This is a genomic window from Pseudomonas sp. P179 (assembly GCF_000478485.2).
Taxonomy (GTDB): Bacteria; Pseudomonadota; Gammaproteobacteria; order Pseudomonadales; family Pseudomonadaceae; genus Pseudomonas; species Pseudomonas aeruginosa.
In genome coordinates this window covers 3,221,311-3,246,901 of record NZ_KI517354.1, presented here as the reverse complement: position 1 = coordinate 3,246,901, position 25,591 = coordinate 3,221,311, and the positions used below count along the sequence as shown (strand labels likewise).

The 25,591-nt window shown below is 62.6% G+C and carries 24 protein-coding genes and 1 pseudogene; 3 read left to right on the top strand and 22 right to left on the bottom strand.

Annotated elements, in window-relative coordinates; translation table 11 throughout:
• Positions 1–33 precede the first annotated feature (33 nt).
• From glmS to rpmH, 22 genes are all read right to left on the bottom strand, one after another.
• Positions 34–1,869: a glutamine--fructose-6-phosphate transaminase (isomerizing) gene (gene glmS / locus HMPREF1224_RS27525; RefSeq protein WP_003114654.1), complete on the bottom strand. Its 1,836-nt coding sequence runs from the start codon at positions 1,867–1,869 to the stop codon at positions 34–36.
• Positions 1,870–1,884: 15 nt separating this feature from the next.
• Positions 1,885–2,658, bottom strand: a complete 774-nt coding sequence (locus tag HMPREF1224_RS27520; RefSeq protein WP_003114653.1) for a DeoR/GlpR family DNA-binding transcription regulator — start codon at positions 2,656–2,658, stop codon at positions 1,885–1,887.
• A 67-nt stretch (positions 2,659–2,725) separates the two neighbouring features.
• Positions 2,726–3,235 (bottom strand): M23 family metallopeptidase, encoded by a 510-nt coding sequence (locus HMPREF1224_RS27515; RefSeq protein WP_003114652.1) that lies wholly within the window; start codon positions 3,233–3,235, stop codon positions 2,726–2,728.
• A 13-nt stretch (positions 3,236–3,248) separates the two neighbouring features.
• A complete protein-coding gene (glmU, locus tag HMPREF1224_RS27510; RefSeq protein WP_003114651.1) occupies positions 3,249–4,613 on the bottom strand; it encodes a bifunctional UDP-N-acetylglucosamine diphosphorylase/glucosamine-1-phosphate N-acetyltransferase GlmU in 1,365 nt (454 codons plus the stop codon).
• A 120-nt stretch (positions 4,614–4,733) separates the two neighbouring features.
• Positions 4,734–5,159 (bottom strand): F0F1 ATP synthase subunit epsilon, encoded by a 426-nt coding sequence (locus HMPREF1224_RS27505; RefSeq protein WP_003097128.1) that lies wholly within the window; start codon positions 5,157–5,159, stop codon positions 4,734–4,736.
• A 41-nt stretch (positions 5,160–5,200) separates the two neighbouring features.
• Positions 5,201–6,577, bottom strand: coding sequence for a F0F1 ATP synthase subunit beta (gene atpD / locus HMPREF1224_RS27500; protein ID WP_003097130.1), 1,377 nt, complete (start codon positions 6,575–6,577; stop codon positions 5,201–5,203).
• Between the two features lie 30 nt (positions 6,578–6,607).
• Entirely contained in the window at positions 6,608–7,468 is an 861-nt protein-coding gene (gene atpG / locus HMPREF1224_RS27495; protein ID WP_003097132.1) for a F0F1 ATP synthase subunit gamma, read from the bottom strand.
• 50 nt (positions 7,469–7,518) lie between these two features.
• A complete protein-coding gene (gene atpA, locus HMPREF1224_RS27490; protein WP_003097134.1) occupies positions 7,519–9,063 on the bottom strand; it encodes a F0F1 ATP synthase subunit alpha in 1,545 nt (514 codons plus the stop codon).
• 18 nt (positions 9,064–9,081) lie between these two features.
• Entirely contained in the window at positions 9,082–9,618 is a 537-nt protein-coding gene (locus HMPREF1224_RS27485) for a F0F1 ATP synthase subunit delta (protein WP_003097135.1), read from the bottom strand.
• A gap of 11 nt (positions 9,619–9,629) precedes the next feature.
• Positions 9,630–10,100: a F0F1 ATP synthase subunit B gene (locus HMPREF1224_RS27480; RefSeq protein ID WP_003100235.1), complete on the bottom strand. Its 471-nt coding sequence runs from the start codon at positions 10,098–10,100 to the stop codon at positions 9,630–9,632.
• Between the two features lie 57 nt (positions 10,101–10,157).
• The gene (gene atpE, locus HMPREF1224_RS27475) at positions 10,158–10,415 is read right to left on the bottom strand and encodes a F0F1 ATP synthase subunit C (protein WP_003097235.1); all 258 of its coding nucleotides are present in this window, start codon (positions 10,413–10,415) and stop codon (positions 10,158–10,160) included.
• 49 nt (positions 10,416–10,464) lie between these two features.
• Positions 10,465–11,334, bottom strand: a complete 870-nt coding sequence (gene atpB / locus HMPREF1224_RS27470; RefSeq protein WP_003100237.1) for a F0F1 ATP synthase subunit A — start codon at positions 11,332–11,334, stop codon at positions 10,465–10,467.
• Between the two features lie 16 nt (positions 11,335–11,350).
• Positions 11,351–11,731, bottom strand: coding sequence for a F0F1 ATP synthase subunit I (locus tag HMPREF1224_RS27465; RefSeq protein ID WP_003097239.1), 381 nt, complete (start codon positions 11,729–11,731; stop codon positions 11,351–11,353).
• A 163-nt stretch (positions 11,732–11,894) separates the two neighbouring features.
• On the bottom strand, positions 11,895–12,767 hold the full coding sequence (locus HMPREF1224_RS27460; RefSeq protein WP_003100240.1) for a ParB/RepB/Spo0J family partition protein: 873 nt from the start codon (positions 12,765–12,767) through the stop codon (positions 11,895–11,897).
• A gap of 9 nt (positions 12,768–12,776) precedes the next feature.
• Positions 12,777–13,565 (bottom strand): chromosome partitioning protein Soj, encoded by a 789-nt coding sequence (gene soj, locus HMPREF1224_RS27455; protein WP_003097243.1) that lies wholly within the window; start codon positions 13,563–13,565, stop codon positions 12,777–12,779.
• 18 nt (positions 13,566–13,583) lie between these two features.
• On the bottom strand, positions 13,584–14,228 hold the full coding sequence (gene rsmG, locus HMPREF1224_RS27450) for a 16S rRNA (guanine(527)-N(7))-methyltransferase RsmG (protein ID WP_003100242.1): 645 nt from the start codon (positions 14,226–14,228) through the stop codon (positions 13,584–13,586).
• A complete protein-coding gene (gene mnmG, locus HMPREF1224_RS27445) occupies positions 14,228–16,120 on the bottom strand; it encodes a tRNA uridine-5-carboxymethylaminomethyl(34) synthesis enzyme MnmG (RefSeq protein ID WP_003114649.1) in 1,893 nt (630 codons plus the stop codon). The genes rsmG and mnmG overlap by 1 nt, the downstream gene beginning before the upstream one ends.
• A gap of 473 nt (positions 16,121–16,593) precedes the next feature.
• A complete protein-coding gene (locus HMPREF1224_RS45655; protein WP_003100246.1) occupies positions 16,594–16,818 on the bottom strand; it encodes a hypothetical protein in 225 nt (74 codons plus the stop codon).
• A gap of 486 nt (positions 16,819–17,304) precedes the next feature.
• Positions 17,305–18,672: a tRNA uridine-5-carboxymethylaminomethyl(34) synthesis GTPase MnmE gene (mnmE, locus tag HMPREF1224_RS27435; protein WP_003100248.1), complete on the bottom strand. Its 1,368-nt coding sequence runs from the start codon at positions 18,670–18,672 to the stop codon at positions 17,305–17,307.
• A gap of 71 nt (positions 18,673–18,743) precedes the next feature.
• Positions 18,744–20,480: a membrane protein insertase YidC gene (gene yidC / locus HMPREF1224_RS27430; RefSeq protein ID WP_003097255.1), complete on the bottom strand. Its 1,737-nt coding sequence runs from the start codon at positions 20,478–20,480 to the stop codon at positions 18,744–18,746.
• 240 nt (positions 20,481–20,720) lie between these two features.
• The gene (gene rnpA / locus HMPREF1224_RS27425) at positions 20,721–21,128 is read right to left on the bottom strand and encodes a ribonuclease P protein component (RefSeq protein ID WP_003100251.1); all 408 of its coding nucleotides are present in this window, start codon (positions 21,126–21,128) and stop codon (positions 20,721–20,723) included.
• Positions 21,129–21,142: 14 nt separating this feature from the next.
• Entirely contained in the window at positions 21,143–21,277 is a 135-nt protein-coding gene (gene rpmH, locus HMPREF1224_RS27420; protein WP_003100258.1) for a 50S ribosomal protein L34, read from the bottom strand.
• Positions 21,278–21,802: 525 nt separating this feature from the next.
• On the opposite strand from rpmH, the gene dnaA reads away from it, so the two are divergent.
• From dnaA to recF, 3 genes and pseudogenes are all read left to right on the top strand, one after another.
• Positions 21,803–23,347 (top strand): chromosomal replication initiator protein DnaA, encoded by a 1,545-nt coding sequence (gene dnaA / locus HMPREF1224_RS27415; protein ID WP_003109151.1) that lies wholly within the window; start codon positions 21,803–21,805, stop codon positions 23,345–23,347.
• Positions 23,348–23,375: 28 nt separating this feature from the next.
• Positions 23,376–24,479 carry a DNA polymerase III subunit beta gene (gene dnaN / locus HMPREF1224_RS27410; protein ID WP_003097262.1) on the top strand — a complete coding sequence of 368 codons (1,104 nt, stop codon included), beginning with the start codon at positions 23,376–23,378 and terminating at the stop codon, positions 24,477–24,479.
• A gap of 9 nt (positions 24,480–24,488) precedes the next feature.
• A pseudogene (gene recF / locus HMPREF1224_RS27405) lies at positions 24,489–25,591 on the top strand (DNA replication/repair protein RecF).

Genomic DNA, 25,591 nt, shown 5'->3' with positions numbered 1-25,591 from the left:
GCCTGCCCCGGCTTCTCGGGCACGCGGCCGGCGTTACTCGACGGTGACCGACTTGGCCAGGTTGCGCGGCTGGTCGACGTCGGTGCCCTTGAGCACGGCGACATGGTACGAGAGCAATTGCAACGGGATGGTGTAGAGGATCGGCGAGAGCACGTCGCCGATGTGCGGCATGCCCACCACATGGGTGCCCTCGCCAGCCTCGATGCCCGCGCCTTCGTCGGCGAACACCACCAGTTCGCCGCCGCGGGCGCGGACTTCCTGCAGGTTCGACTTGAGCTTCTCCACCAGCTCGTTGTTCGGCGCCACGGTAACCACCGGCATGTCGCTGTCCACCAGCGCCAGCGGGCCATGCTTGAGTTCGCCGGCCGGGTAGGCTTCGGCATGGATATAGGAAATTTCCTTGAGCTTCAGCGCGCCTTCCAGGGCCACCGGGAACTGCGCGCCACGGCCGAGGAACAGGGTGTGGTGCTTCTCGGCGAACAGCTCGGAAACCTTCTCCACCGTCCGGTTCATCGCCAGCGCCTCGCCCAGCCGGGTCGGCAGGCGACGCAGTTCGTCCACCAGCTCGGCTTCGACGCCATCGGCCAGGCGCTTCTGCACCTGGCCGATGCCCAGGGTCAGCAGCAGCAGGGCGACCAACTGGGTGGTGAAGGCCTTGGTCGAGGCCACGCCGATTTCCGGGCCGGCCTGGGTCAGCAGGGTCAGGTCGGATTCGCGCACCAGCGAACTGGTGGCAACGTTGCAGATCGCCACGCTGGAGAGGAAGCCCAGCTCCTTGGCGTTGCGCAGGGCAGCCAGGGTGTCGGCGGTCTCACCGGACTGGGAGATGGTGACGAACAGGCAATCCGGCTGCACCGCGACCTTGCGGTAGCGGAACTCGCTGGCGACCTCCACCTGGCAGGGAATCCCGGTCAGGCTTTCCAGCCAGTAACGGGCGACCATGCCGGCGTGGTAACTGGTGCCGCAGGCGACGATCTGCACGTTGCGGACCTTGGCGAACAGCTCCGCCGCCTGCGGACCGAAGCTTTCCACCAGTACCTGGTTCTGCCCGAGGCGGCCTTCCAGGGTGCGCTGCACGACGCTGGGCTGCTCGTGGATTTCCTTGAGCATGAAGTGCCGGTACTCGCCCTTGTCGGCGGCTTCGGCGCCTTCGTGGTACTGCACGGTCTCGCGCTGCACGTCGTTGCCCTGGACATCCCACAGGCGCACGCTGTCGCGACGGATCTCGGCGATATCGCCTTCTTCCAGGTAGATGAAGCGGTCGGTCACCTGGCGCAGCGCCAGTTGGTCGGAAGCGAGGAAGTTCTCGCCAAGCCCGAGGCCGATCACCAGCGGGCTGCCGCTGCGAGCGGCGACGATGCGGTCCGGCTGCGCCGCGCTGATCACTGCCAGGCCATAGGCCCCGTGCAATTCCTTGACCGCGTCCTTCAGCGCCAGGGTCAGGTCGCCGATGGACTGCAGCTTGTGGTGCAGCAGGTGGACGATGACCTCGGTGTCGGTCTGCGAGGTGAACACGTAGCCCAGGCCCTTGAGCCGCTCACGGAGAGGTTCGTGGTTCTCGATGATGCCGTTGTGCACCACCGCCACTTCGTCGCTGGAGAAATGCGGGTGGGCGTTGCCTTCGGTTGGCGCGCCGTGGGTCGCCCAGCGGGTATGGGCGATGCCCAGGCGGCCGAGCAGCGGCGTACCGGCCAGGCCTTCCTCCAGGCTGGCGACCTTGCCGACCCGGCGGCAGCGCTGCAGCCTGCCTTCGTTATCGAAGACCGCCACGCCGGCGCTGTCGTAGCCGCGATACTCGAGGCGCTTGAGGCCTTCGATAAGGATGGGGGTGATGTTGCGCTCGGCGATCGCGCCTACGATTCCACACATGGGGTCTTTCTCCTTTCAGGCCTCGACCGGGGTGCAGATCAGCGTGACGCCCCGGGCGGTTATCTGTTCGCGCGCGGAAGATTCCAGGCGCTCGTCGGTAATCAGGGTATGGATGCTGCTCCAGGGCAATTCCTGGTTGGGAATGCGCCGACCGACCTTGTCGGCCTCGGCCATGACGATCACCTCGCGGGCGACCTCGGCCATCACCCGGCTCAGGCCCAGCAATTCGTTGAACGTGGTCGTCCCGCGTTCGAGATCGATGCCGTCGGCACCGATGAATAGTTGGTCGAAGTCATAGGAACGCAGCACCTGCTCGGCAACCTGCCCCTGGAACGACTCGGAATGCGGATCCCAGGTCCCCCCGGTCATCAGCAGCACCGGCTCGTGCTCCAGTTCGCGCAGGGCGTTGACCACGTTCAGCGAGTTGGTCATCACCACCAGGCCCGGCTTGTGCCCGAGTTCGGGGATCATCGCCGCGGTGGTGCTGCCACTGTCGATGATGATCCGCGCATGCTCGCGGATGCGCGCCGCGGCGGCGCGACCGATAGCCTGCTTGTAGGGCGAGACGGGCTGCGCAGCTTCACCGATCAGTTCCTGCGGCATCGGCACCGCACCGCCGTAGCGACGCAACAGCAGGCCGTGGCTTTCCATGGCGGCGAGGTCCTTGCGGATGGTCACTTCCGAGGTGGAAAAGCGCTTGGCGAGTGCGTCCACGCTGACCTCGCCCTGCTCGGAAAGCAGCGCGAGGATGGCATGGCGACGTTGCGGCGTATTACGTTTCGAGATCACTTAAGTTTCGTTTCGAAAGAAAAGTGTGCGAATCAAAACTTATCCGGCGCTTCCCGTCAATGACTTTTCATCGGCTCGGCAGTACCGTATCGGGATCGAGGTAGAACATCTTCTTCCAACCCTGGGTGCTGTCGTCGGCCAGCCAGGGATAGGGCAGCAAGGTGATGATCGCGTAGTGCAGGTGGGCCGGCTTGCCGCGCGCGTTGCCGGTGGTGCCGACCGTACCCAGGCGGGAACCGGCAAGGACCGGCTGGCCCGGATAGGCGTCGAGGCTATCGAGATGGGCGTAGTAATGCAGGCGCCACTTGGGCGCCAGCACCAGGACGACCTTGCCGCCGAGGGCGATCTCCCCGCGATAGAGCACCAGGCCGTAGCTGGCGGAGCGTACGGGGGTGCCGCTGCGGGCGAAGATGTCGATGCCCTTGTGCACTCCGGAGCGCCCCCAGGGCTCGAACCAGAAGGTTCGCGGATTCCAGTCGCGGGCACTGGCGCCTTCGACGGGTATCCGCGGCCATTCGGGCAGCACCGCCCAGGCTATGAGCAGCCCCAGCACGATCCGTTTCGCAGGCTTCGGCATCCGTGCCGCTCCGTTACTTCTTGATTTTTTCCGGGCGCTTCCAGTTTTCCAGGTTCTTCTGCCGGGCGCGGCCGAAGGCCAGGTTCTTCGCCGGAACCTCATGGGTGATGGTGGAGCCGGCCGCGGTCGTCGCGCCATCGCCGATCTTCAGCGGCGCCACCAGCGAGTTGTTCGAGCCGATGAACACATCATCGCCCAGCTCGGTGCGGAACTTGTTCGCGCCATCGTAGTTGCAGGTGATGGTGCCGGCGCCGATGTTGCAGTTGGCGCCCAGCTCGGCATCGCCCAGGTAGCTCAGGTGGCCGGCCTTGCTCCCCTCGCCCAGGCGGGCATTCTTCAGTTCGACGAAGTTGCCGACATGGGCCCGAGCGCCGAGCACACTGCCCGGACGCAGGCGGGCGAACGGACCGGCATCGCTACCCTCGCCCAGCTCCGCGCCTTCCAGGTGGCTGTTGGCCTTGATCACCGCGCCACGCCGCAGGACGCTGTCGCGAATCACGCAGTTCGGTCCGATGCGCACGTCGTCCTCGATCACCACGCGGCCTTCCAGCACCACATTGACGTCGATCAGCACGTCGCGGCCGACCGAGATTTCGCCACGGACATCCAGGCGCTGCGGATCGAGCAGGGTCACGCCCTGGCGCATCAGCTCCTCTGCGCGCAGGCGCTGGTAGTGACGCTCCAGCTGGGCCTGTTGCATGCGGTCATTGACGCCCTGCACTTCCATCGCGTCCAGCGGTTGGGCGCTGGCCACCACCAGGCCGTCGCCGACCGCCATGGCGATCACGTCGGTCAGGTAGTACTCGCCCTGGGCGTTGTCGTTGGACAGGCGGCCGAGCCAGTCGGCAAGGCGCTTGCCCGGCACCGCGAGGATGCCGGTGTTGATCTCGCCGATCTGGCGCTGCGCCGGGGTCGCGTCCTTGTGCTCGACGATGGCCTGCACCGCGCCCTGGTCGTCACGGACGATGCGGCCGTAGCCGGTGGGGTCGAGCATGTCGACGGTGAGCAACGACAACTGGTCCGGGGTGACTTGCGCCAGCAGGCGCTGCAAGGTGTCCAGCTGGATCAGCGGCACGTCGCCGTAGAGGATCAGCACCTGGTCTGCACTGAGGAACGGCAGGGCCTGGGCCACCGCATGGCCCGTACCGAGCTGTTCGGCCTGGAGCACGAAATTCAGGTCGTCGGCGGCCATCCGCTCACGCACCAGATCCGCGCCGTGGCCGATCACCACGTGGATCCGTTCCGGCTGCAACTGGCGCGCGCAGTCGATGACGTGGCCGAGCATCGGCTTGCCGGCAATGGGATGGAGGACCTTGGGCAGGGCCGAACGCATGCGGGTGCCCTGGCCGGCGGCGAGAATCACGATTTCAAGGGACATGGACTGGACTACCGTTCCTGGTGGTCACAGGCAAAACCTGTGAGTGAAGATGCAAAACGAAAAAAGGGTAGCCCACAGGCTACCCTTTTCCCTGACACCGCTAGAAGTACCGGCTGGAAATCAGCCGCCGAACTTCTTGCGCAGTTGCTGGACGGTGCGCAGCTGGGCTGCGGCTTCGGCCAGACGCGCGGCAGCGGCGCTGTAGTCGAACTCGGCGCCCTTGCCCTGCAGCGCCTTTTCGGCAGCCTTCAGGGCTTCCTGGGCGGCCGCTTCGTCGAGGTCGCCGGCACGAACCACGGTGTCGGCGAGGACCTTGACCATGTTCGGCTGGACTTCGAGGAAACCGCCGGAGATGTAGTACACCTCCTGCTCGCCGCCCTGCTTGACCAGGCGGATGGGGCCCGGTTTCAGGTCGGTGATCAGCGGCGCGTGGCCCGGGGCGATACCCAGGTCACCCAGAGCGCCGTGCGCGATAACCATCTCGACCAGGCCGGAGAAGATCTCCGCCTCGGCGCTGACGATGTCGCAATGGACTGTTATGGCCATACGCTTGCCTCACATGAGCGCCCGTCGCCGGGCGCACAGGATTACAGTTTTTTGGCTTTCTCGACTGCTTCTTCGATACCGCCGACCATGTAGAACGCCTGCTCCGGCAGGTGATCGTAGTCGCCGTTGAGAATGCCCTTGAAGCCAGCGATGGTGTCCTTCAGGGAAACGTACTTGCCCGGCGAGCCGGTGAAGACTTCCGCTACGAAGAACGGCTGGGACAGGAAGCGCTGGATCTTACGAGCGCGCGCCACCAGCAGCTTGTCGGCTTCGGACAGTTCGTCCATGCCCAGGATCGCGATGATGTCCTTCAGCTCCTTGTAGCGCTGCAGAACATACTGGACGCCGCGAGCGGTGTCGTAGTGATCCTGGCCGATCACCAGCGGATCGAGCTGGCGAGAGGTGGAGTCCAGCGGGTCGACCGCGGGGTAGATACCCAGCGAGGCGATGTCACGGGACAGTACGACGGTCGCGTCCAGGTGGGCGAAGGTGGTCGCCGGGGACGGGTCGGTGAGGTCGTCCGCGGGAACGTATACGGCCTGGATCGAGGTGATCGAGCCTTTCTTGGTGGAGGTGATGCGCTCCTGCAGAACGCCCATCTCTTCGGCCAGGGTCGGCTGATAGCCCACCGCGGACGGCATACGGCCCAGCAGTGCGGATACTTCGGTACCGGCGAGGGTGTAACGGTAGATGTTGTCGATGAACAACAGAACGTCACGGCCTTCGTCACGGAACTTCTCGGCCATGGTCAGGCCGGTCAGTGCGACGCGCAGACGGTTGCCCGGCGGCTCGTTCATCTGGCCGTATACCAGGGCTACCTTGTCCAGTACGTTGGAGTCCTTCATCTCGTGGTAGAAGTCGTTACCCTCACGAGTACGCTCGCCCACACCCGCGAACACGGAATAACCGCTGTGCTCGATGGCGATGTTACGGATCAGTTCCATCATGTTGACGGTCTTGCCCACGCCGGCGCCGCCGAACAGGCCTACCTTGCCGCCCTTGGCGAACGGGCAGACCAGGTCGATCACCTTGATGCCGGTTTCCAGCAGCTCGTTGCCGCCAGCCTGGTCGGCATAGGACGGAGCTTCGCGGTGGATGCCCCAGCGCTCTTCTTCGCCGATGGGACCGGCTTCGTCGATCGGGTTACCCAGTACGTCCATGATCCGGCCCAGGGTCGCTTTACCGACCGGCACGGAGATGGCAGCACCAGTGCTGTCCACGTTCAGGCCACGCTTGAGGCCTTCGGTGGAACCCATCGCAATGGAACGAACCACGCCGTCGCCCAGCTGCTGCTGGACTTCCAGGGTGGTTTCAACGCCCTGAACCTTCAGGGCTTCATAGATGCTCGGCACGGCATCGCGCGGGAATTCCACGTCGATCACGGCGCCGATGATTTGAACGATACGTCCGCTACTCATGTCTGGTTCCTCTGAATTTTGAACCTGTTCTTACACCGCGGCAGCGCCGCCGACGATTTCCGAGATTTCCTGGGTGATCGCCGCCTGACGCGCCTTGTTGTAGATCAGCTGCAAATCGCTGATCAGCTCGCCGGCGTTGTCGGTAGCGTTCTTCATTGCAATCATCCGGGCCGCCTGCTCACAGGCGTTGTTCTCAACCACGGCCTGGTACACCTGGGATTCCACGTAACGCACCAGCAGCCCGTCGAGGAGCGACTTGGCGTCGGGTTCGTAGAGATAGTCCCAGTGGTGCTTCAGCTCCTGATCGTCATCGGCCACCAGCGGAATCAGCTGTTCCACGGTCGGCTTCTGGGTCATGGTGTTGACGAACTTGTTGGAGACCACGAACAGGCGATCGATACGGCCTTCGAGGTATGCGTCGAGCATCACCTTGACACTGCCGATCAGGTCGTTGATCGAAGGCTCTTCGCCGAGGTGGCTGATAGCTGCCACGACGTTGCCGCCGAAACTGCGGAAGAACGAAGCGCCCTTGCTACCGATCACGCAAAGGTCGATTTCCGCCCCTTGCTCGCGGTAGCCGCTCATGTCCTTGACGAGGGACTTGAACAGGTTGATGTTCAGACCGCCGCACAGACCACGGTCACTGCTCACCACGATGTAGCCGACGCGCTTGACTTCACGCTCGACCATGAACGGGTGACGGTATTCCGGGTTGGCGTTGGCCAGATGGCCGATCACCTGGCGAATACGCTCCGCGTAGGGACGGCCGGCCGCCATGCGCATTTGTGCCTTGCGCATCTTGCTCACCGCCACTTTTTCCATGGCATTGGTGATCTTTTGCGTGCTTTTGATGCTCGCAATCTTGCTGCGAATCTCTTTTGCGCCTGCCATTTGACACCTATCGGGTTAGCAGGCGGGAGCCTCGCGGCTCCCGCTGCGGCTTACCAGGTTTGGGTGGCCTTGAACTTCTCGATGCCGGCCTTGATGCCCGCGTCGATTTCGTCGTTGAAGTCACCTTTCTCGTTGATCTTCGCCAGCAGAGCGGCATGCTCGCGCTGGAAGTAGGAGATCAACGCCTGCTCGAAGCTACCGACCTTGGCGATTTCGACGTCCTGCAGGAAGCCACGCTCGGCGGCATACAGGGACAGCGACATCTCGGCGATCGACATCGGCGCGTACTGCTTCTGCTTCATCAGCTCGGTAACGCGCTGACCATGCTCCAGCTGCTTGCGGGTCGCTTCGTCCAGGTCCGAGGCGAACTGGGCGAAGGCCGCCAGTTCACGGTACTGGGCCAGAGCGGTACGGATGCCGCCGGACAGCTTCTTGATGATCTTGGTCTGGGCCGCGCCACCTACGCGGGATACCGAGATACCGGCGTTGACGGCCGGACGGATACCCGAGTTGAACATGGCGGATTCCAGGAAGATCTGGCCGTCGGTGATCGAGATCACGTTGGTCGGAACGAACGCGGAAACGTCGCCGGCCTGGGTCTCGATGATCGGCAGCGCGGTCAGCGAGCCGGTCTTGCCGGTCACGGCGCCGTTGGTGAACTTCTCGACATACTCTTCGGAAACGCGGGAAGCGCGCTCCAGCAGACGGCTGTGGAGATAGAACACGTCGCCCGGGTAGGCTTCGCGACCCGGCGGACGGCGCAGCAGCAGGGAGATCTGGCGATAAGCCACGGCCTGCTTGGACAGGTCGTCGTAGACGATCAGGGCGTCTTCACCGCGATCGCGGAAGTATTCGCCCATGGTGCAACCGGAGTACGGCGCCAGGTATTGCAGGGCGGCGGACTCGGAAGCGCTGGCGGCGACCACGATGGTGTTGGCCAGGGCACCGTTCTCTTCCAGCTTGCGTACGACGTTGGCGATAGTGGACTGCTTCTGGCCGATGGCCACGTAGACGCACTTAATGCCGCTGTCTTTCTGGTTGATGATGGCGTCGACCGCGAGGGCGGTCTTGCCGATCTGGCGGTCGCCGATGATCAGCTCGCGCTGGCCACGGCCTACCGGGATCATGGCGTCGACCGACTTGTAGCCGGTCTGTACCGGCTGGTCTACCGACTTACGCCAGATCACGCCCGGAGCGACCTTCTCGACCGCGTCGGTGGCCTTGGCGTCGATCGGACCCTTGCCGTCGATCGGATTGCCCAGTGCGTCGACTACGCGACCCAGCAGTTCCGGACCGACCGGAACCTCCAGGATGCGCCCGGTGCACTTGGCGTTCATGCCTTCGGCGAGGCCCTGGTATTCACCCAGGACCACGGCACCCACGGAATCCTGCTCCAGGTTCAGCGCCATACCGTAGACGCCGCCCGGGAACTCGATCATCTCGCCGTACATGACGTCGGCCAGACCGTAGATGCGCACGATACCGTCGGACACGCTGACGATGGTGCCTTCGTTTCGTGCTTGGGAGGCGACGTCGAGTTTCTCGATGCGCCCCTTGATGATTTCACTAATTTCGGAAGGATTGAGTTGCTGCATGCCGCTGCCCCTTCAAACTCAAGATTTCAACGCTTCGGCCAGTTTCGCGAGCTTGCCGCGCACCGAGCCATCGATTACCAAGTCACCGGCGCGAATGATCACGCCGCCGATCAGGCTCGCGTCTTCCGACGCATGTAGCCGCACTTCGCGACTGAGCCGGGCGCTGAGAGCCTTGGCGAGTTTGTCCTGCTGTTCTTTGCTCAAGGTGAAGGCACTGGTGACTTCTACCTCGACCGACTTTTCCTGCTCGGCCTTCAACTGCTCGTACATCTCAGCGATGGTCGGCAGCAGTTCGAGCCGCTTGTTCTCAGCCACAGTCCGGACGAAGTTCTGGGCTGGTGCATTCAGCTTGTCGCCGCACACATCGATCAGGCTCTGGGCCTTGGCCGAAGAGGTCAGCTGAGGCTCTTTGAGCAGCTGGCGCACGGTGTCGTCCTGCGACACTGCGGCCAGCACACCCAGCGCAGCCGACCAATCGGCCAGTTGCTGATGAGCCTGGGCGTACTCGAAAGCCGCCTTTGCGTAGGGACGAGCCAACGTGGTCAGTTCTGCCATAGCGCCCTCGCTTAGATCTCGGCTGCCAGTTTGGAAACCAGCTGCTCGTGCGCGTTTGCGTCGATCGAAGCACCCAGGATCTTCTCTGCGCCGGTGACGGCCAGGGCACCCACTTGGGCACGCAGGGCGTCCTTGACGCTGTTCAGTTCCTGTTCGATTTCCGCTTGGGCCTGGGCCTTCAGGCGTTCGCCTTCGGTACGGGCCTGGTCGCGGGCTTCATCGACGATCTGGTTAGCGCGTTTCTTCGCCTGTTCGACGATTTCGGCTGCCTGAGCCTTGGCTTCGCGCAGTTGCTGGCCCGCTTTCTCATGAGCCAGCTCCAGATCACGAGCCGCGCGGTTGGCAGCGTCCAGGCCGTCAGCGATCTTCTTCTGACGCTCTTGCAGAGCCGCGATGACCGGAGGCCACACGAACTTCATGCAGAACAGCACAAAGATGAAGAACGCAACGGACTGGCCAATCAGGGTTGCATTAATGTTCACGCCAACACCTCGCTCGTTCGTTGTCCGTCAAACACTCAAATCGAATGATTCGAGTGATTAGCCGGCGATTTGACCAACGAAGGGATTCGCGAAGGTGAAGAACAGGGCGATACCCACACCGATCATGGTCACGGCGTCCAGCAGGCCGGCGACGATGAACATTTTCACCTGCAGCATCGGAACCATTTCAGGCTGACGAGCTGCGCCTTCCAGGAACTTGCCACCCAGCAGACCGAAACCGATGGCGGTACCCAGGGCACCCAGGCCAATCAGCAGAGCAACGGCGATAGCAGTCAGTCCAACTACAGTTTCCATTTTTCCTCCCGACTTTTTGTCGTGTTGGTTAAAGGTTGAAGCGAATCGATTAATGGTTGTCTTCGTGCGCCATCGACAGGTAGACGATGGTCAGCATCATGAAGATGAAGGCCTGCAGGGTGATGATCAGGATGTGGAACACAGCCCACGCCCAGTTCAGGGCTACGCCCAGGGCACTCAGCAGGAACATTCCGCTACCGAACATGACGGCGATCAGAATGAAGATCAGTTCGCCGGCATACATGTTGCCGAACAGACGCAGCGCCAGCGAAACCGGCTTGGCGATCAGGGTCACGAACTCGAGCAGGAAGTTCACCGGAATCAGCAGGATCTGAACGACGATGTTCTTGCTGCTGAAGGGGTGCAGGGTCAGTTCACCGAGGAAGCCGCCGATGCCCTTGACCTTGATGCTGTAAAAGACGATCAGCGCGAACACCGAGATCGACAGGCCGAGGGTGGCGTTCGGGTCGGTGGTGGCCACCGCGCGGAAGAACAGGTGCTCGTCGCCGGTGATCTTCGCGGCCAGCATCGGCAGGTAGTCCACCGGTACCAGGTCGATCAGGTTGAGCAGGAAGATCCAGACGAACACGGTCAGGGCTAGGGGCGCGATCAACGGGTTGCGCCCGTGGAAGGTGTCCTTGACGCTGGTGTCGACGAACTCGACCATCACCTCGACGAAGTTCTGCAGTCCACCCGGCTGGCCGCTGGTGGCCTTCTTGGCTGCCAGGCGGAAGATGAACAGGAACACCACGCCGAGCAGTACCGACCAGCCCAGGGTGTCTACGTGGAATGCCCAGAAGCCCATTTCCTTGGCTTGCTCGGCGGTGTGGGCGAACCCCCAATCACCATTAGGCAGACGCCCGAAGGTCAGGTTCTGCAAGTGGTGCTGGATGTAACCCGAAGCGGTTTCTGCTGCCATGTTTGCCTCAATCGCTCTAAGGTCTTGTAAATGTTTTTCCCATCAGCAGGGGTGCGCACCAGCTGACCATCAGGGTCAGCAGATAGACACCGAACAGAGCCGGCGCCATCAGTGGCTTCACGCCTGCGAACGCCAGTGCGAAGAGCACCGCCGTCAGAATCAGTTTCCCGGCTTCGCCCGCATAGAAAGAGCGAACGATTTCCCGGGCAGCCCGCGCTCCGCTGAAACGGAACGCCTTGTAGGCGAAATAACAATTCGGCAACCAGGCGATCATCCCTCCCAGCAGTCCGGAATATCCGGCTACCGGTCCCCAAGAAATCCACAGGGAGATCGCAGCAACAAGCACTACTACCAGTTGGACGAGCAGCAATCTGAATGCCGGCAGGCGACTTGGCATGCGGGACTCCATCGCGCTCTCAGTCTTCTGGTGTCGGCACTGCCAAATCAACGACTTGGCATAAAAAGTGCCCACAAAATAGCGCGCAGAGTATAGGGGGGGAGTCCCCCCTGTTCAACTGGCTGGTAGTGATTTCCGACTACCCGCTACAACCCAAAGTGTGTCAACGGATGTGGGCGAGAACGCCCTGCAGTTCATCCAGGGAGCTGTAGCGGATGACCAACTGTCCCTTGCCCTTCTGACCATGCCGGATCTGCACCGAAGCGCCCAGGCGCTCGGCCAGGCGCTGTTCCAGGCGGGCGATGTCCGGGTCGCTCTTGACCGGTCCCGCAGGCTTGCCAGGGGCATGCGTCCACTGCCGAACCAGGGCTTCGGTCTGACGTACGGTCAGCCCATGTGCGACAACATGTCGCGCCCCTTCCACCTGCCGTTCTGCCGGCAGACCGAGGAGCGCACGGGCATGGCCCATCTCCAGGTCGCCATGGGAAAGCAGGGTCTTGATCTCTTCCGGCAGGCCGATCAGGCGCAGCAGGTTGGTAATGGTCGCGCGCGACTTGCCGACCGCTTCCGCGACCTGCTGCTGGGTCAGCTGGAACTCCTGCTGCAAGCGCTGCAGGGCAGCGGCTTCCTCGATCGGGTTGAGGTCCTCGCGCTGGATGTTCTCGATCAGCGCCATGGCGATGGCCGCTTCGTCCGGCACGTCGCGCACCAGCGCCGGGATCTTTTCCAGTCCGGCCTGCTGGCTGGCCCGCCAGCGCCGCTCGCCGGCAATGATCTCGTAGCGGCCATTGGCGATCGGCCGCACCACGATGGGCTGCATCACGCCCTGGGCCTTGATCGACTGCGCCAGTTCCTCCAGCGCCTGAGGGTCCATGTCGCGACGCGGCTGGTACTTGCCGCGCTGCATCAGGTCGAGGGGGATCTGCTGCAACTCGCGGCGGTCGGCCTGTACGGCTTCCTCCTGCAGTTTGGCGGGACTCGAGCCGCCCAGCAGGGCATCGAGCCCGCGTCCCAGTCCACGTTTCTTGGCTGCCATGCGGGTTCCTTATGCGGTTGCGGCGCGGCCTTTGGCGCGCTGGCGGCGGACCAGCTCGCCGGCCAGCGCCAGGTAGGCGATGGCGCCGCGGGATTGCTTGTCGTAAACCAGCGCCGGCATGCCGAAGCTGGGGGCTTCGGCGAGGCGCACGTTACGCGGGATGACGGTGCTGTAGAGGGTGTCGCCGAAATGCTCCTGCAACTGCGCGGAGACATCGTTGGTCAGGCTGATGCGCGGATCGTACATGGTCCGCAACAGACCCTCGATCTTCAGCGTCGGGTTGAGCAACTGGCCGATGCGCTGGATGCTGTTCATCAGGTCGGTCAGCCCCTCCAGCGCGTAGTACTCGCACTGCATGGGGATGATCACGCCGTCGGCGGCGGTCAGCGCGTTGACGGTGAGCATCGACAGCGACGGCGGGCAGTCGATGAGGATGTAGTCGTAGTTCTCGCGGATCGGCGCCAGCGCGTTGCGCAGGCGATTTTCCTTCATGTCCATTTCCAGCAGCACCACTTCCGCGGCGGTCAGGTCGCGGTTGGCCGGCAGCAACTGGTAGCCGCCGTGTTCGGAGAACTGCATGGCCTCGGCGAGGTTGCACTCGCCGGTGAGCACGTCGTAGATGGAGTGCTCCAGGTTGTGCTTGTCGATGCCGCTGCCGGTGGTGGCGTTGCCCTGGGGATCCAGGTCCAGCAGGAGGACGCGGCGCTTGGTCGCCACGAGGGAGGCCGCGAGGTTGATACAGGTCGTGGTCTTGCCGACACCGCCTTTCTGGTTGGCGATCGCGAATACCTTAGCCATGGTTATCCCTGTTCCCCCTCATGCTGTGCGCCGCAGTATCAGCAGATGCCGCTGACCTTGGCAACCGGGTACCGCCAGCGCGTGCTCGGCTTCGACCCGGAAATCCTCCGGGAGTGCCGCCAGCTCTTCGTTCGGATGCACGCCCTTCATCGCCAGCCAGCGGGTTTCCTGGCCACCGAGGTGGCGGGTCCAGTTGGCGAAGTCCTCCAGGCTGCTGAAAGCGCGGGAAACGATGCCATCGAAGGGGCTCTCGGGACGGAAGGCTTCCACCCGGCTGTGCACGACTTCGAGGTTGGCCAGCTTCAGTTCGAGCTTCACCTGGGTCAGGAAGCGGGTCTTCTTGCCGTTGCTGTCGAGCAGGGTCAGGCGCTTTTCCGGGAACAGAATGGCCAGCGGCACGCCGGGCATGCCGCCGCCGCTGCCGACATCCAGCCAGTTATCCCCAGCCTCGGCATAAGGCACGATGCTCAGGCTGTCGAGCAGGTGGCGCGAAACCATCTCGTCCGGGTCGCGTACGGCGGTCAGGTTGTAGGCCTTGTTCCATTTGATCAGCAGGGCCAGGTAGGCCAGCAGCTGGCGTTGCTTGTCGGCGTCGAGGGCGACGCCTAGCTCGTCAGCACCGCGCGCGAGTTCGTCGGCGTGGTGTTGGGTTACCGCAGACATCAAGCGCTCTGCTCCAGTTGGCGGCCAGAGGCACGCTTCTTCAGGTGGATCAACAACAGCGAAATCGCAGCCGGCGTGACGCCGGGGATCCGCGAAGCCTGTCCGAGGGTTTCCGGACGGGCCTGGTTCAGCTTGTTCTGGATTTCCTTCGACAGGCCGGAAATCCCCAGGTAATCGATATCCACAGGCAGGCGGGTATCTTCGCTGGCGCGCAGACGGGAGATTTCCTCCTGCTGGCGGTCGATGTAGCCGGCGTACTTGGTGCGAATCTCCACCTGCTCGGCCACCTGGGGGTTATCCACAGCGTTGCCGGTGATCTCCACCAGGCCGGCGTAATCGATCTCGGGGCGGCTCAGCAGGTTGAGCAGATTGTATTCATGGGTCAGCGGCGTACCGAAGCGCTCGGCGATGGCGTCGCCCTGCGGGGTATTCGGCCGCACCCAGGTGCTCTTCAGCCGCTGTTCCTCGCGTTCGATACCTTCGCGCTTGGCTTCGAAGGCAGCCCAGCGCCGATCGTCGACAAGGCCCAGCTCGCGTCCCTTCTCGGTGAGACGCAGGTCGGCGTTGTCCTCGCGGAGGATCAGGCGGTATTCCGCCCGCGAGGTGAACATGCGGTACGGCTCCTGGGTGCCGAGCGTGATCAGGTCGTCCACCAGCACGCCGATGTAGGCCTCGTCGCGGCGCGGGCACCAGCTGTCCTTGCCTTGCGAACGCAACGCAGCATTGGCGCCGGCCAGCAGGCCCTGGGCGCCAGCTTCCTCGTAGCCGGTGGTGCCGTTGATCTGGCCGGCGAAGAACAGGCCGCCGATGACCTTGGTCTCCAGGCTGTACCTGAGATCGCGGGGATCGAAGAAGTCGTACTCGATCGCATAGCCCGGCCGCACGATGTGGGCGTTTTCCATGCCACGGATGGAACGCACGATCTGCAGTTGCACGTCGAACGGCAGGGACGTGGAAATGCCGTTGGGATACAGCTCGTGGGTCGTCAGGCCTTCCGGCTCGAGGAAGACCTGGTGGCTTTCCTTATCGGCGAAGCGATGGATCTTGTCTTCGATCGAAGGGCAGTAGCGCGGGCCGATGCCTTCGATCACACCGGAATACATCGGCGAACGATCGAGATTGGCGGCGATGATCTCGTGGGTCCGGGCGTTGGTATGGGTGATCCAGCAACTGACCTGCTCGGGATGCTGTTCCTTCGAACCGAGGAAGGACATCACCGGGATCGGCGTGTCGCCCGGCTGCTCGGTCATCACCGAGAAGTCCACGCTGCGCCCGTCGATCCGCGGCGGCGTACCGGTCTTCAGCCGGCCGACCCGCAGCGGCAATTCACGCAGACGACGCGCCAGTGCGATGGACGGCGGGTCGCCGGCGCGTCCGCCTGAGTAGTTCTCCAGGCCGATGTGGATAAGTCCGCCGAGGAAGGTGCCGGTAGTCAGGACCACGTTGTCGGCATGGAAGCGCAGTCCCATCTGGGTCACTACGCCGCGGACCTGATCCTGCTCGACGATCAGGTCGTCGCAGGCCTGCTGGAATATCCACAGGTTCGGCTGGTTTTCCAGTGTATGGCGGATAGCGGCCTTATAGAGCACGCGATCGGCTTGTGCACGAGTGGCGCGCACTGCCGGCCCCTTGCGGCTGTTAAGGATGCGGAACTGGATACCGCCCTTGTCGGTGGCTTCGGCCATGGCGCCGCCAAGGGCGTCGATTTCCTTGACCAGATGGCTCTTGCCGATGCCGCCGATGGCGGGGTTGCAGCTCATCTGCCCCAGGGTTTCCACATTGTGGGTCAACAGCAGGGTTTTCACACCCATGCGCGCAGCCGCGAGTGCGGCTTCGGTGCCTGCATGGCCACCGCCGATCACGATTACGTCAAAACGGGTAGGGAAATCCACCACGCACCTCGGCCTGTTCAGAAGCAGGAATTCAGGAAAGCCGGACAGTATAAGGATTTAGCGAACCTGAATGAAGACTCCTGGACAAAAAATAGCCAATCCAGATCGAGGGAGCAAAACGGCTCGGCGGGCTTACAAAAAATAAAAGGAAAGGAATGTTTATATCTTTTTAGAACTTGTGTTTATTACTTAGCAGCGGCTTTTCTGTTGATAAGTACCTCGAGCCCAGTAAAGACATAGCCTGTAGCGAATGATAAGGCTGTCCCAAACCCTATCTGGGCCCTGTTGATAAGCGTTTTTTAGCTGTGGATGGAATGGCTCGTTATCAACATGTGGAGTTATGCACAGAGCTTCGGCGGGTTTATCTACCCTCCTGTCCCTGGGGTTTTCCACAGGTTTCAGGCGAGCGTATCCGGGCCGCGGCAGGACCGCAGCCAGGTAGGAAGAAGGAGATGGAAAGGCGTGGGAAAGGCTCAGTCGTTGCCGCTTTCCAGCGTATCGATGGATGACGACAGGCGCTCGAAGCGGCGCTTGGCGGAGACCTGGAAATCCCGCTCGGAGCCCTCGTTAGCGGGTTTGCGCAGCAGTAGCCGAGCACTGAGCCCGCTAGTGCGGTCGTAACTGCCGAACCAGTCGATCATCTGTCCGACCTGGCATTCGCCGCCGAGCCACACCGCCAGGTTGGCTACGATCTCCATGCTGTAGTGTCCGAGTGCTCGCCGTGGGACGCCTTGGGAGCCGAAGGCGAGGGCCCCGCCTGGCCGGTATCGACGGAGTCCAGGGTCTGCAACAGCTCTTTTCGCAGAATCTCTTCCAGGCTTGTGGATAAACCGCTTACCGGGTTGACTTGCGTGCACGGAACGTCCCGGCGCGTGGCGATAGCGCCAGGCGAGACAACGGGATAGATACGCCGTTCGAGAGGGGCGAGCAGATAGAGATTGACCACAGCGCAGCGCCTTCGCGGACGCCGGATCGGAGCGCGGTGCCTGTGCATAAACCTCTCCCAGGTGGATATCCATCCCATGCAGACCGACATCGGCGCAGATGGTTTTCTCGGGGACGAAGCGGCGCGCCGGCAATCCATGCCTGCGTGGTTGAGTGCCGGCGGCAAGGGGCACAGTGAAAGGAAAGTACGCAGCGAACCTTGCCCTGGTTATCCACAACTCGGCGTGGGCCGAGCCCCATTACTTGCCGATGCAGAAACTCGAGAAGATGCGACCCAGCAGGTCGTCGGGGGTGAATGCGCCGGTGATTTCGCCCAGGTGCTGCTGGGCCTGGCGCAGATCCTCGGCCAGCAGTTCGCCGGCGCCATTGTGGATAAGTTGGCTGTGGCCATGCTCCAGCGCCTGCCCTGCCAGGCGTAGCGCTTCCAAGTGGCGCCGGCGGGCGCTGAAACCGCTTTCCGCGGTCTGTTCGAAGCCCATGCAGGCCTTCAGGTGTTCGCGCAGCAGCTCCAGGCCGGCGCCGGTGCGCGCCGAGAGGGTGATGGTGACGTGGCCGTCCGCGCTTTCCTCGAGGCCAATGGACTCTGTGGACAAATCCGCCTTGTTGCGGATCAGGGTGACCTTGCCCGGTTCCGGTCGCTGGTCGAGAAACTCCGGCCATAGGGAAAACGGGTCCGCTGCTTCCGGGGCGGTGGCGTCCACCACCAGCAGCACGCGATCGGCTTCGCCGATGGCTTTCAGCGCACGTTCCACGCCGATCTTTTCCACATGGTCCTCGGTATCCCGCAGGCCTGCGGTGTCCACCACATGCAGGGGCATGCCATCGATGTGAATATGTTCGCGCAATACATCGCGGGTGGTGCCGGCTATGTCCGTGACGATGGCCGCCTCGCGACCGGCCAGGGCATTCAGCAGGCTGGACTTGCCGGCATTCGGTCGTCCGGCGATGACCACGGTCATGCCGTCGCGCAGCAGGGCGCCTTGGGAAGCTTCGCGCTGCACTGTGGATAATTCTGTGCGTACTTTTTCCAGAAGCCCCAGTACATGGCCATCGGCGAGGAAGTCGATTTCTTCCTCGGGGAAGTCGATGGCGGCTTCGACATAGATGCGCAGGGAAATCAGTTGCTCGGTCAATGCATGTACCCGGCGTGAGAATTCGCCCTGCAGGGAACGTAATGCATTGCGCGCGGCCTGCTCCGAGCTGGCCTCGATCAGATCGGCGATGGCTTCGGCCTGGGCCAGGTCGAGCTTGTCGTTGAGGAACGCGCGCTCGCTGAACTCGCCCGGTCGCGCCTGGCGGGCGCCCAGTTCCAGACAACGCTGCACCAGCAGGTCGAGTACCACGGGGCCGCCGTGCCCCTGCAGTTCGAGTACGTCTTCGCCGGTGAACGAGTTCGGGCCGGGGAAATACAGTGACAGGCCTTCGTCGATCACCTGCCCACCGGCATCGAGGAACGGTCCGTAATGCGCATGCCGGGCTTTCAGCTGGCGTCCGCTCACGGCCACGGCCATCTGTCCGGCGAGAGGTCCGGAGACGCGGACGATTCCCACGCCGCCGCGGCCCTGGGCGGTAGCGATCGCGACGATGGTTTCGGTGGCGGCTTGCATGTGGATATCTCCGGATAGCAAGACGCCCCTCGAGGGGGGCGTCTTGTTGTGGACAGTTTTCGCGATAGACGTCAGGCGGTCTTCGCGGCTGCCTCGATCTTGCGGGTAATGTACCACTGCTGTGCGATCGACAGGCAGTTGTTGACTACCCAGTACAGCACCAGACCGGCTGGGAACCAGAGGAAGAAGAAGGTGAAGATGATCGGCATCAGTTTCATCACCTTGGCCTGCATCGGGTCCGGCGGGGTCGGGTTGAGCATCTGCTGGATCAGCATGGTGCCGCCCATGACGATCGGCAGGATGAAGAACGGATCCTTCACCGACAGGTCGGTGATCCAGCCGAGCCACGGCGCCTGGCGCATTTCCACGCTTTCCAGGAGTACCCAGTAGAGGGAGAGGAAGACCGGCATCTGGACCAGGATCGGCAGGCAGCCGCCCAGCGGATTGATCTTCTCCTTCTTGTACAGCTCCATCATCGCCTGGGACATCTTCTGCCGATCGTCGCCGTGCTGTTCCTTGATCGCCTGCATCTTCGGCGACACCGCGCGCATGCGCGCCATCGAACGGTAGCTGGCGGCGGACAACGGGAAGAAGGCCAGCTTGATCAGGACGGTCAGGGCGATGATCGACCAGCCCCAGTTGCCGATCAGGCTGTGGATATGTTGCAGCAGCCAGAAGATCGGCTGGGCGATGAACCAAAGGAAACCGTAGTCGACGGTCAGTTCCAGGCCCGGGGAGAGTTCCTTCAGGTGCTTCTGGAGTTTCGGGCCGGCATACAGGGTCAGGTCGGTTTCCACCTTGCTACCCGCCGGAACGCTCAGGGTCGGGCCGGTGAAACCGACGATGTAGTTGCCCTGGCCGTCCTTGCGGGTCATGACCTGGTGCTGCTCGCCCTTGGTCGGAACCCAGGCGGTCACGAAGTAGTGTTGCAGCCAGGCGACCCAGCCACCCTGCACGGACTCCTTGAACTGTTCCTTGTCCATGTCCTTGGTGGAGATCTTCTTGTACGGCGAATCCGGGGTCCAGACCGCGGCGCCGAGGTAGGTGGACACCCCGGTGGCGGTGGTCGAGGACGGGTCGGCGCTGCCGTCGCGCTTGAGCTGGGCGAACAGGTTGCCGCTCCAGGTTTTGCCGCTCTGGTTGTCGATCAGGTAGCTGACGCCGACCTGATAGGCGTTTTCATTGATGCACTCGATCTTCTTCTGGGCCTTTTCCTTGTCCGAGCAATCGGCTTTCAGGCCACGGTGGAAGGTGAAGCGCTTGATGTAGTTGACACCGTCGTGGCTGAAGCTCAGGTCCACGACCAGTTCGTTCTGGCCGTCGGCCAACTGGTAGCTGCTCTGCGCACTGTGGAACAGCGGGCGGCCGGCGCTGCTGGCGTCCGGGCCGTCGGCACCGGTGAGGCCGCTCTGCGCCAGGTAGGTACGTTCGCGACCGTTGTCGAACAGCGGGAACGGCACGTCCGGACGGTCCAGGCGGCGCGGATACTGCAACAGGCCGAGCTGGACGATATCGCCGCCACGGGGATCGATGGCCAGGTCGAGGACGTCGGTCTTCACCTGGATCAGCTTGTCGCTGACCGCAACCGGCTTGTCGGCGGCTTCGCTGCCGGCCGCGCTGCTCTGGGCAGTGGGAACGTCACTGCTGGTGCCCGAGGCGGACGGAGTGTCCGGCAGGCCTTGCGTGGTGTTCATCGAAGCGCTGGCGGCGGGCAGCTCAGGCTGACCGTAATCCTTGTTCCACTGGAGAACCAGCAGGTAGGACACGACTGCAAGGGCGACGATGAGAATCGAGCGTTGAATGTCCATGGTTACTCGGCCATCGAGAAAGGGCGGTGCTTGAAGGAAACTGACAGTAGCAGATCGCGGCTACGGGATTGCCAGTGATGGAGCCGAGTGGAGGAAACCGCACTCGGGCGACCATTGCGTCGCGGGCCATGCTGCGCGATAGCCTCGTACGCTAGGGAAGTACAACTTGGCTGGGAACGACGGTGCCGGGTCATCGAAGGGGGGATGACACTACAGGGATCGGGATGCGCGGGCATCGACCTATGCATGAGTACCGTCGGCCACGCCAGGGGCGTCAGCAGGGCTTTCCGTGCGAGGTCGATTGCGCAACAGGCGTTTCCAGAGCTTGCCGAACTGCTGGTGCAGCTCCGGATTTTCCAGTTCGCCCAGGCCTTTGCGCGCGATCACCACGATATCCCAGCCAGCCAGGGTTTCCTGGTTATGGCGGAACGATTCGCGGATCAGGCGTTTGAGGCGATTGCGCTGGACGGCGAGCTTGACGTTCTTCTTGCCGATCACCAGGCCCAGGCGGGGGTGATCGAGACCGTTCTCGCGCGCCAGCAGCAGGACGTGCTTGCCGGGGACCTTGCCGGTCGGAGAGTCGAAGACTGCGCTGAATTGCCGGGCTGTCAGTAGACGCTTGTCCCGGTCGAAGTCCCGACTCACCACCCGTACCGGATAAATCAGACGGTCAGACGCTTACGGCCTTTGGCGCGACGACGCGACAGAACCTGACGGCCGTTCTTGGTGGCCATACGGGCGCGGAAACCGTGGACGCGAGCGCGCTTGAGGGTGCTGGGTTGGAAAGTACGTTTCATGATTCGGTACCTGGGTTGACGACTTGAGGTCGCAGTGACCCCGTTTAAAGAGACCGGCGATTCTAGTGAAATCGAACGGGCAGGTCAATTTCCAACCAGCGATGACGTAATAGATAGATACAAGGAAGTCATTTTTCTTTTAAAGGATAGAAACGGTTAATGCTCTTGGGACGGCGCTTTTCTGTGCATAACTCGATGAAGCCCAGCAATTGCGTGTTTCTCCGGCAGGCAAAAGGTTGTCGAGAACCGGTGTCGAGGCTGTTTCCTTCCTGAGCGAAGCCTGGGGATGAACGAGATGGTTATCCACAGCGGTTTTTTCCACACGGCTGTGCGCAGGGATGTACCCCCTTCAAAGCAAGGGTTATCCACAAAGTCCAGGACGACCGTCCGTCGGCCTGCCTGCTTTTATTAAGGTCTTGATTTGCTTGGGGCCTCAGCGCATCGGCATGTGGATAAGTCCGGCCCGTCCGGCTACAATAGGCGCTTATTTCGTTGTGCCGCCTTTCCAATCTTTGGGGGATATCCGTGTCCGTGGAACTTTGGCAGCAGTGCGTGGATCTTCTCCGCGATGAGCTGCCGTCCCAACAATTCAACACCTGGATCCGTCCCTTGCAGGTCGAAGCCGAAGGCGACGAATTGCGTGTGTATGCACCCAACCGTTTCGTCCTCGATTGGGTGAACGAGAAATACCTCGGTCGGCTTCTGGAACTGCTCGGTGAACGCGGCGAGGGTCAGTTGCCCGCGCTTTCCTTATTAATAGGCAGCAAGCGTAGCCGTACGCCGCGCGCCGCCATCGTCCCATCGCAGACCCACGTGGCTCCCCCGCCTCCGGTTGCTCCGCCGCCGGCGCCAGTGCAGCCGGTATCGGCCGCGCCCGTGGTAGTGCCACGTGAAGAGCTGCCGCCAGTGACGACGGCTCCCAGCGTGTCGAGCGATCCCTACGAGCCGGAAGAGCCCAGCATCGATCCGCTGGCCGCCGCTATGCCGGCCGGAGCCGCACCTGCGGTACGCACCGAGCGCAACGTCCAGGTCGAAGGCGCGCTGAAGCACACCAGCTATCTCAACCGTACCTTCACCTTCGAGAACTTCGTCGAGGGCAAGTCCAACCAGTTGGCCCGCGCCGCCGCCTGGCAGGTGGCGGACAACCTCAAGCACGGCTACAACCCGCTGTTCCTCTACGGTGGCGTCGGCCTGGGCAAGACCCACCTGATGCATGCGGTGGGCAACCACCTGCTGAAGAAGAACCCGAACGCCAAGGTGGTTTACCTGCATTCGGAACGTTTCGTCGCGGACATGGTGAAGGCCTTGCAGCTCAACGCCATCAACGAATTCAAGCGCTTCTACCGCTCGGTGGACGCACTGTTGATCGACGACATCCAGTTCTTCGCCCGTAAGGAGCGCTCCCAGGAGGAGTTCTTCCACACCTTCAACGCCCTTCTCGAAGGCGGCCAGCAGGTGATCCTCACCAGCGACCGCTATCCGAAGGAAATCGAAGGCCTGGAAGAGCGGCTGAAGTCCCGCTTCGGCTGGGGCCTGACGGTGGCCGTCGAGCCGCCGGAACTGGAAACCCGGGTGGCGATCCTGATGAAGAAGGCTGAGCAGGCGAAGATCGAGCTGCCGCACGATGCGGCCTTCTTCATCGCCCAGCGCATCCGTTCCAACGTGCGCGAACTGGAAGGTGCGCTGAAGCGGGTGATCGCCCACTCGCACTTCATGGGCCGGCCGATCACCATCGAGCTGATTCGCGAGTCGCTGAAGGACCTGTTGGCCCTTCAGGACAAGCTGGTCAGCATCGACAACATCCAGCGCACCGTCGCCGAGTACTACAAGATCAAGATATCCGATCTGTTGTCCAAGCGGCGTTCGCGCTCGGTGGCGCGCCCGCGCCAGGTGGCCATGGCGCTCTCCAAGGAGCTGACCAACCACAGCCTGCCGGAGATCGGCGTGGCCTTCGGCGGTCGGGATCACACCACGGTGTTGCACGCCTGTCGTAAGATCGCTCAACTTAGGGAATCCGACGCGGATATCCGCGAGGACTACAAGAACCTGCTGCGTACCCTGACAACCTGACGCAGCCCACGAGGCAAGGGACTAGACCATGCATTTCACCATTCAACGCGAAGCCCTGTTGAAACCGCTGCAACTGGTCGCCGGCGTCGTGGAACGCCGCCAGACATTGCCGGTTCTCTCCAACGTCCTGCTGGTGGTCGAAGGCCAGCAACTGTCGCTGACCGGCACCGACCTCGAGGTCGAACTGGTTGGTCGCGTGGTACTGGAAGATGCCGCCGAACCCGGCGAGATCACCGTACCGGCGCGCAAGCTGATGGACATCTGCAAGAGCCTGCCGAACGACGTGCTGATCGACATCCGTGTCGAAGAGCAGAAACTCCTGGTGAAGGCCGGGCGTAGCCGCTTCACCCTGTCCACCCTGCCGGCCAACGATTTCCCCACCGTAGAGGAAGGTCCCGGCTCGCTGAACTTCAGCATTGCCCAGAGCAAGCTGCGTCGCCTGATCGACCGCACCAGCTTCGCCATGGCCCAGCAGGACGTGCGTTACTACCTCAACGGCATGCTGCTGGAAGTGAACGGTGGCACCCTGCGCTCCGTCGCCACCGACGGCCACCGACTGGCCATGTGCTCGCTGGATGCGCAGATCCCGTCGCAGGACCGCCACCAGGTGATCGTGCCGCGCAAAGGCATCCTCGAACTGGCTCGTCTGCTCACCGAGCAGGACGGCGAAGTCGGTATCGTCCTGGGCCAGCACCATATCCGTGCCACCACTGGCGAATTCACCTTCACTTCGAAGCTGGTGGACGGCAAGTTCCCGGACTACGAACGCGTACTGCCGCGCGGTGGCGACAAGCTGGTGGTCGGTGACCGCCAGCAACTGCGCGAAGCCTTCAGCCGCACCGCGATCCTCTCCAACGAGAAGTACCGCGGCATTCGCCTGCAGCTTTCCAACGGTTTGCTGAAAATCCAGGCGAACAACCCGGAGCAGGAAGAGGCCGAGGAAGAAGTGCAGGTCGAGTACAACGGCGGCAACCTGGAGATCGGCTTCAACGTCAGTTACCTGCTCGACGTGCTGGGTGTGATCGGTACCGAGCAGGTCCGCTTCATCCTTTCCGATTCCAACAGCAGCGCCCTGGTCCACGAGGCCGACAATGACGATTCTGCCTATGTCGTCATGCCGATGCGCCTCTAATCACACTGAATGTCCCTGACCCGCGTTTCGGTCACCGCGGTGCGCAACCTGCACCCGGTGACCCTCTCCCCCTCCCCCCGCATCAACATCCTCTACGGCGACAACGGCAGCGGCAAGACCAGCGTGCTCGAAGCCATCCACCTGCTGGGCCTGGCGCGTTCATTCCGCAGTGCGCGCTTGCAGCCGGTGATCCAGTACGAGGAAGCGGCCTGCACCGTATTCGGCCAGGTGATGTTGGCCAACGGCATCGCCAGCAACCTGGGGATTTCCCGTGAACGCCAGGGCGAGTTCACCATTCGCATCGATGGGCAGAACGCCCGAAGTGCGGCTCAATTAGCGGAAACACTTCCACTGCAACTGATCAACCCGGACAGCTTTCGGTTGCTCGAGGGAGCGCCGAAGATCCGCCGACAGTTCCTCGATTGGGGAGTGTTCCACGTGGAACCTCGGTTTCTGCCCGTCTGGCAGCGCCTGCAGAAGGCGCTGCGCCAGCGGAACTCCTGGCTCCGGCATGGTAAACTGGATCCCGCGTCGCAAGCGGCCTGGGACCGGGAATTGAGCCTGGCCAGCGATGAGATCGATGCCTACCGCAGAAGCTATATCCAGGCGTTGAAACCGGTATTCGAGGAAACACTCGCCGAATTGGTTTCACTGGATGACCTGACCCTTAGCTACTACCGAGGCTGGGACAAGGACCGGGACCTCCTGGAGGTTCTGGCTTCCAGCCTGTTGCGCGACCAGCAGATGGGCCACACCCAGGCGGGACCGCAGCGTGCGGATCTTCGCATACGGTTGGCAGGTCATAACGCCGCGGAGATTCTCTCGCGCGGTCAGCAGAAGCTGGTGGTATGCGCCCTGCGCATCGCCCAAGGCCATCTGATCAATCGCGCCAAGCGCGGACAGTGCGTCTACCTGGTGGACGACCTGCCCTCGGAATTGGATGAGCAGCATCGAATGGCTCTTTGCCGCTTGCTTGAAGATTTGGGTTGCCAGGTATTCATCACCTGCGTGGACCCGCAACTATTGAAAGACGGCTGGCGCACGGATACGCCGGTATCCATGTTCCACGTGGAACATGGAAAAGTCTCTCAGACCACGACCATCGGGAGTGA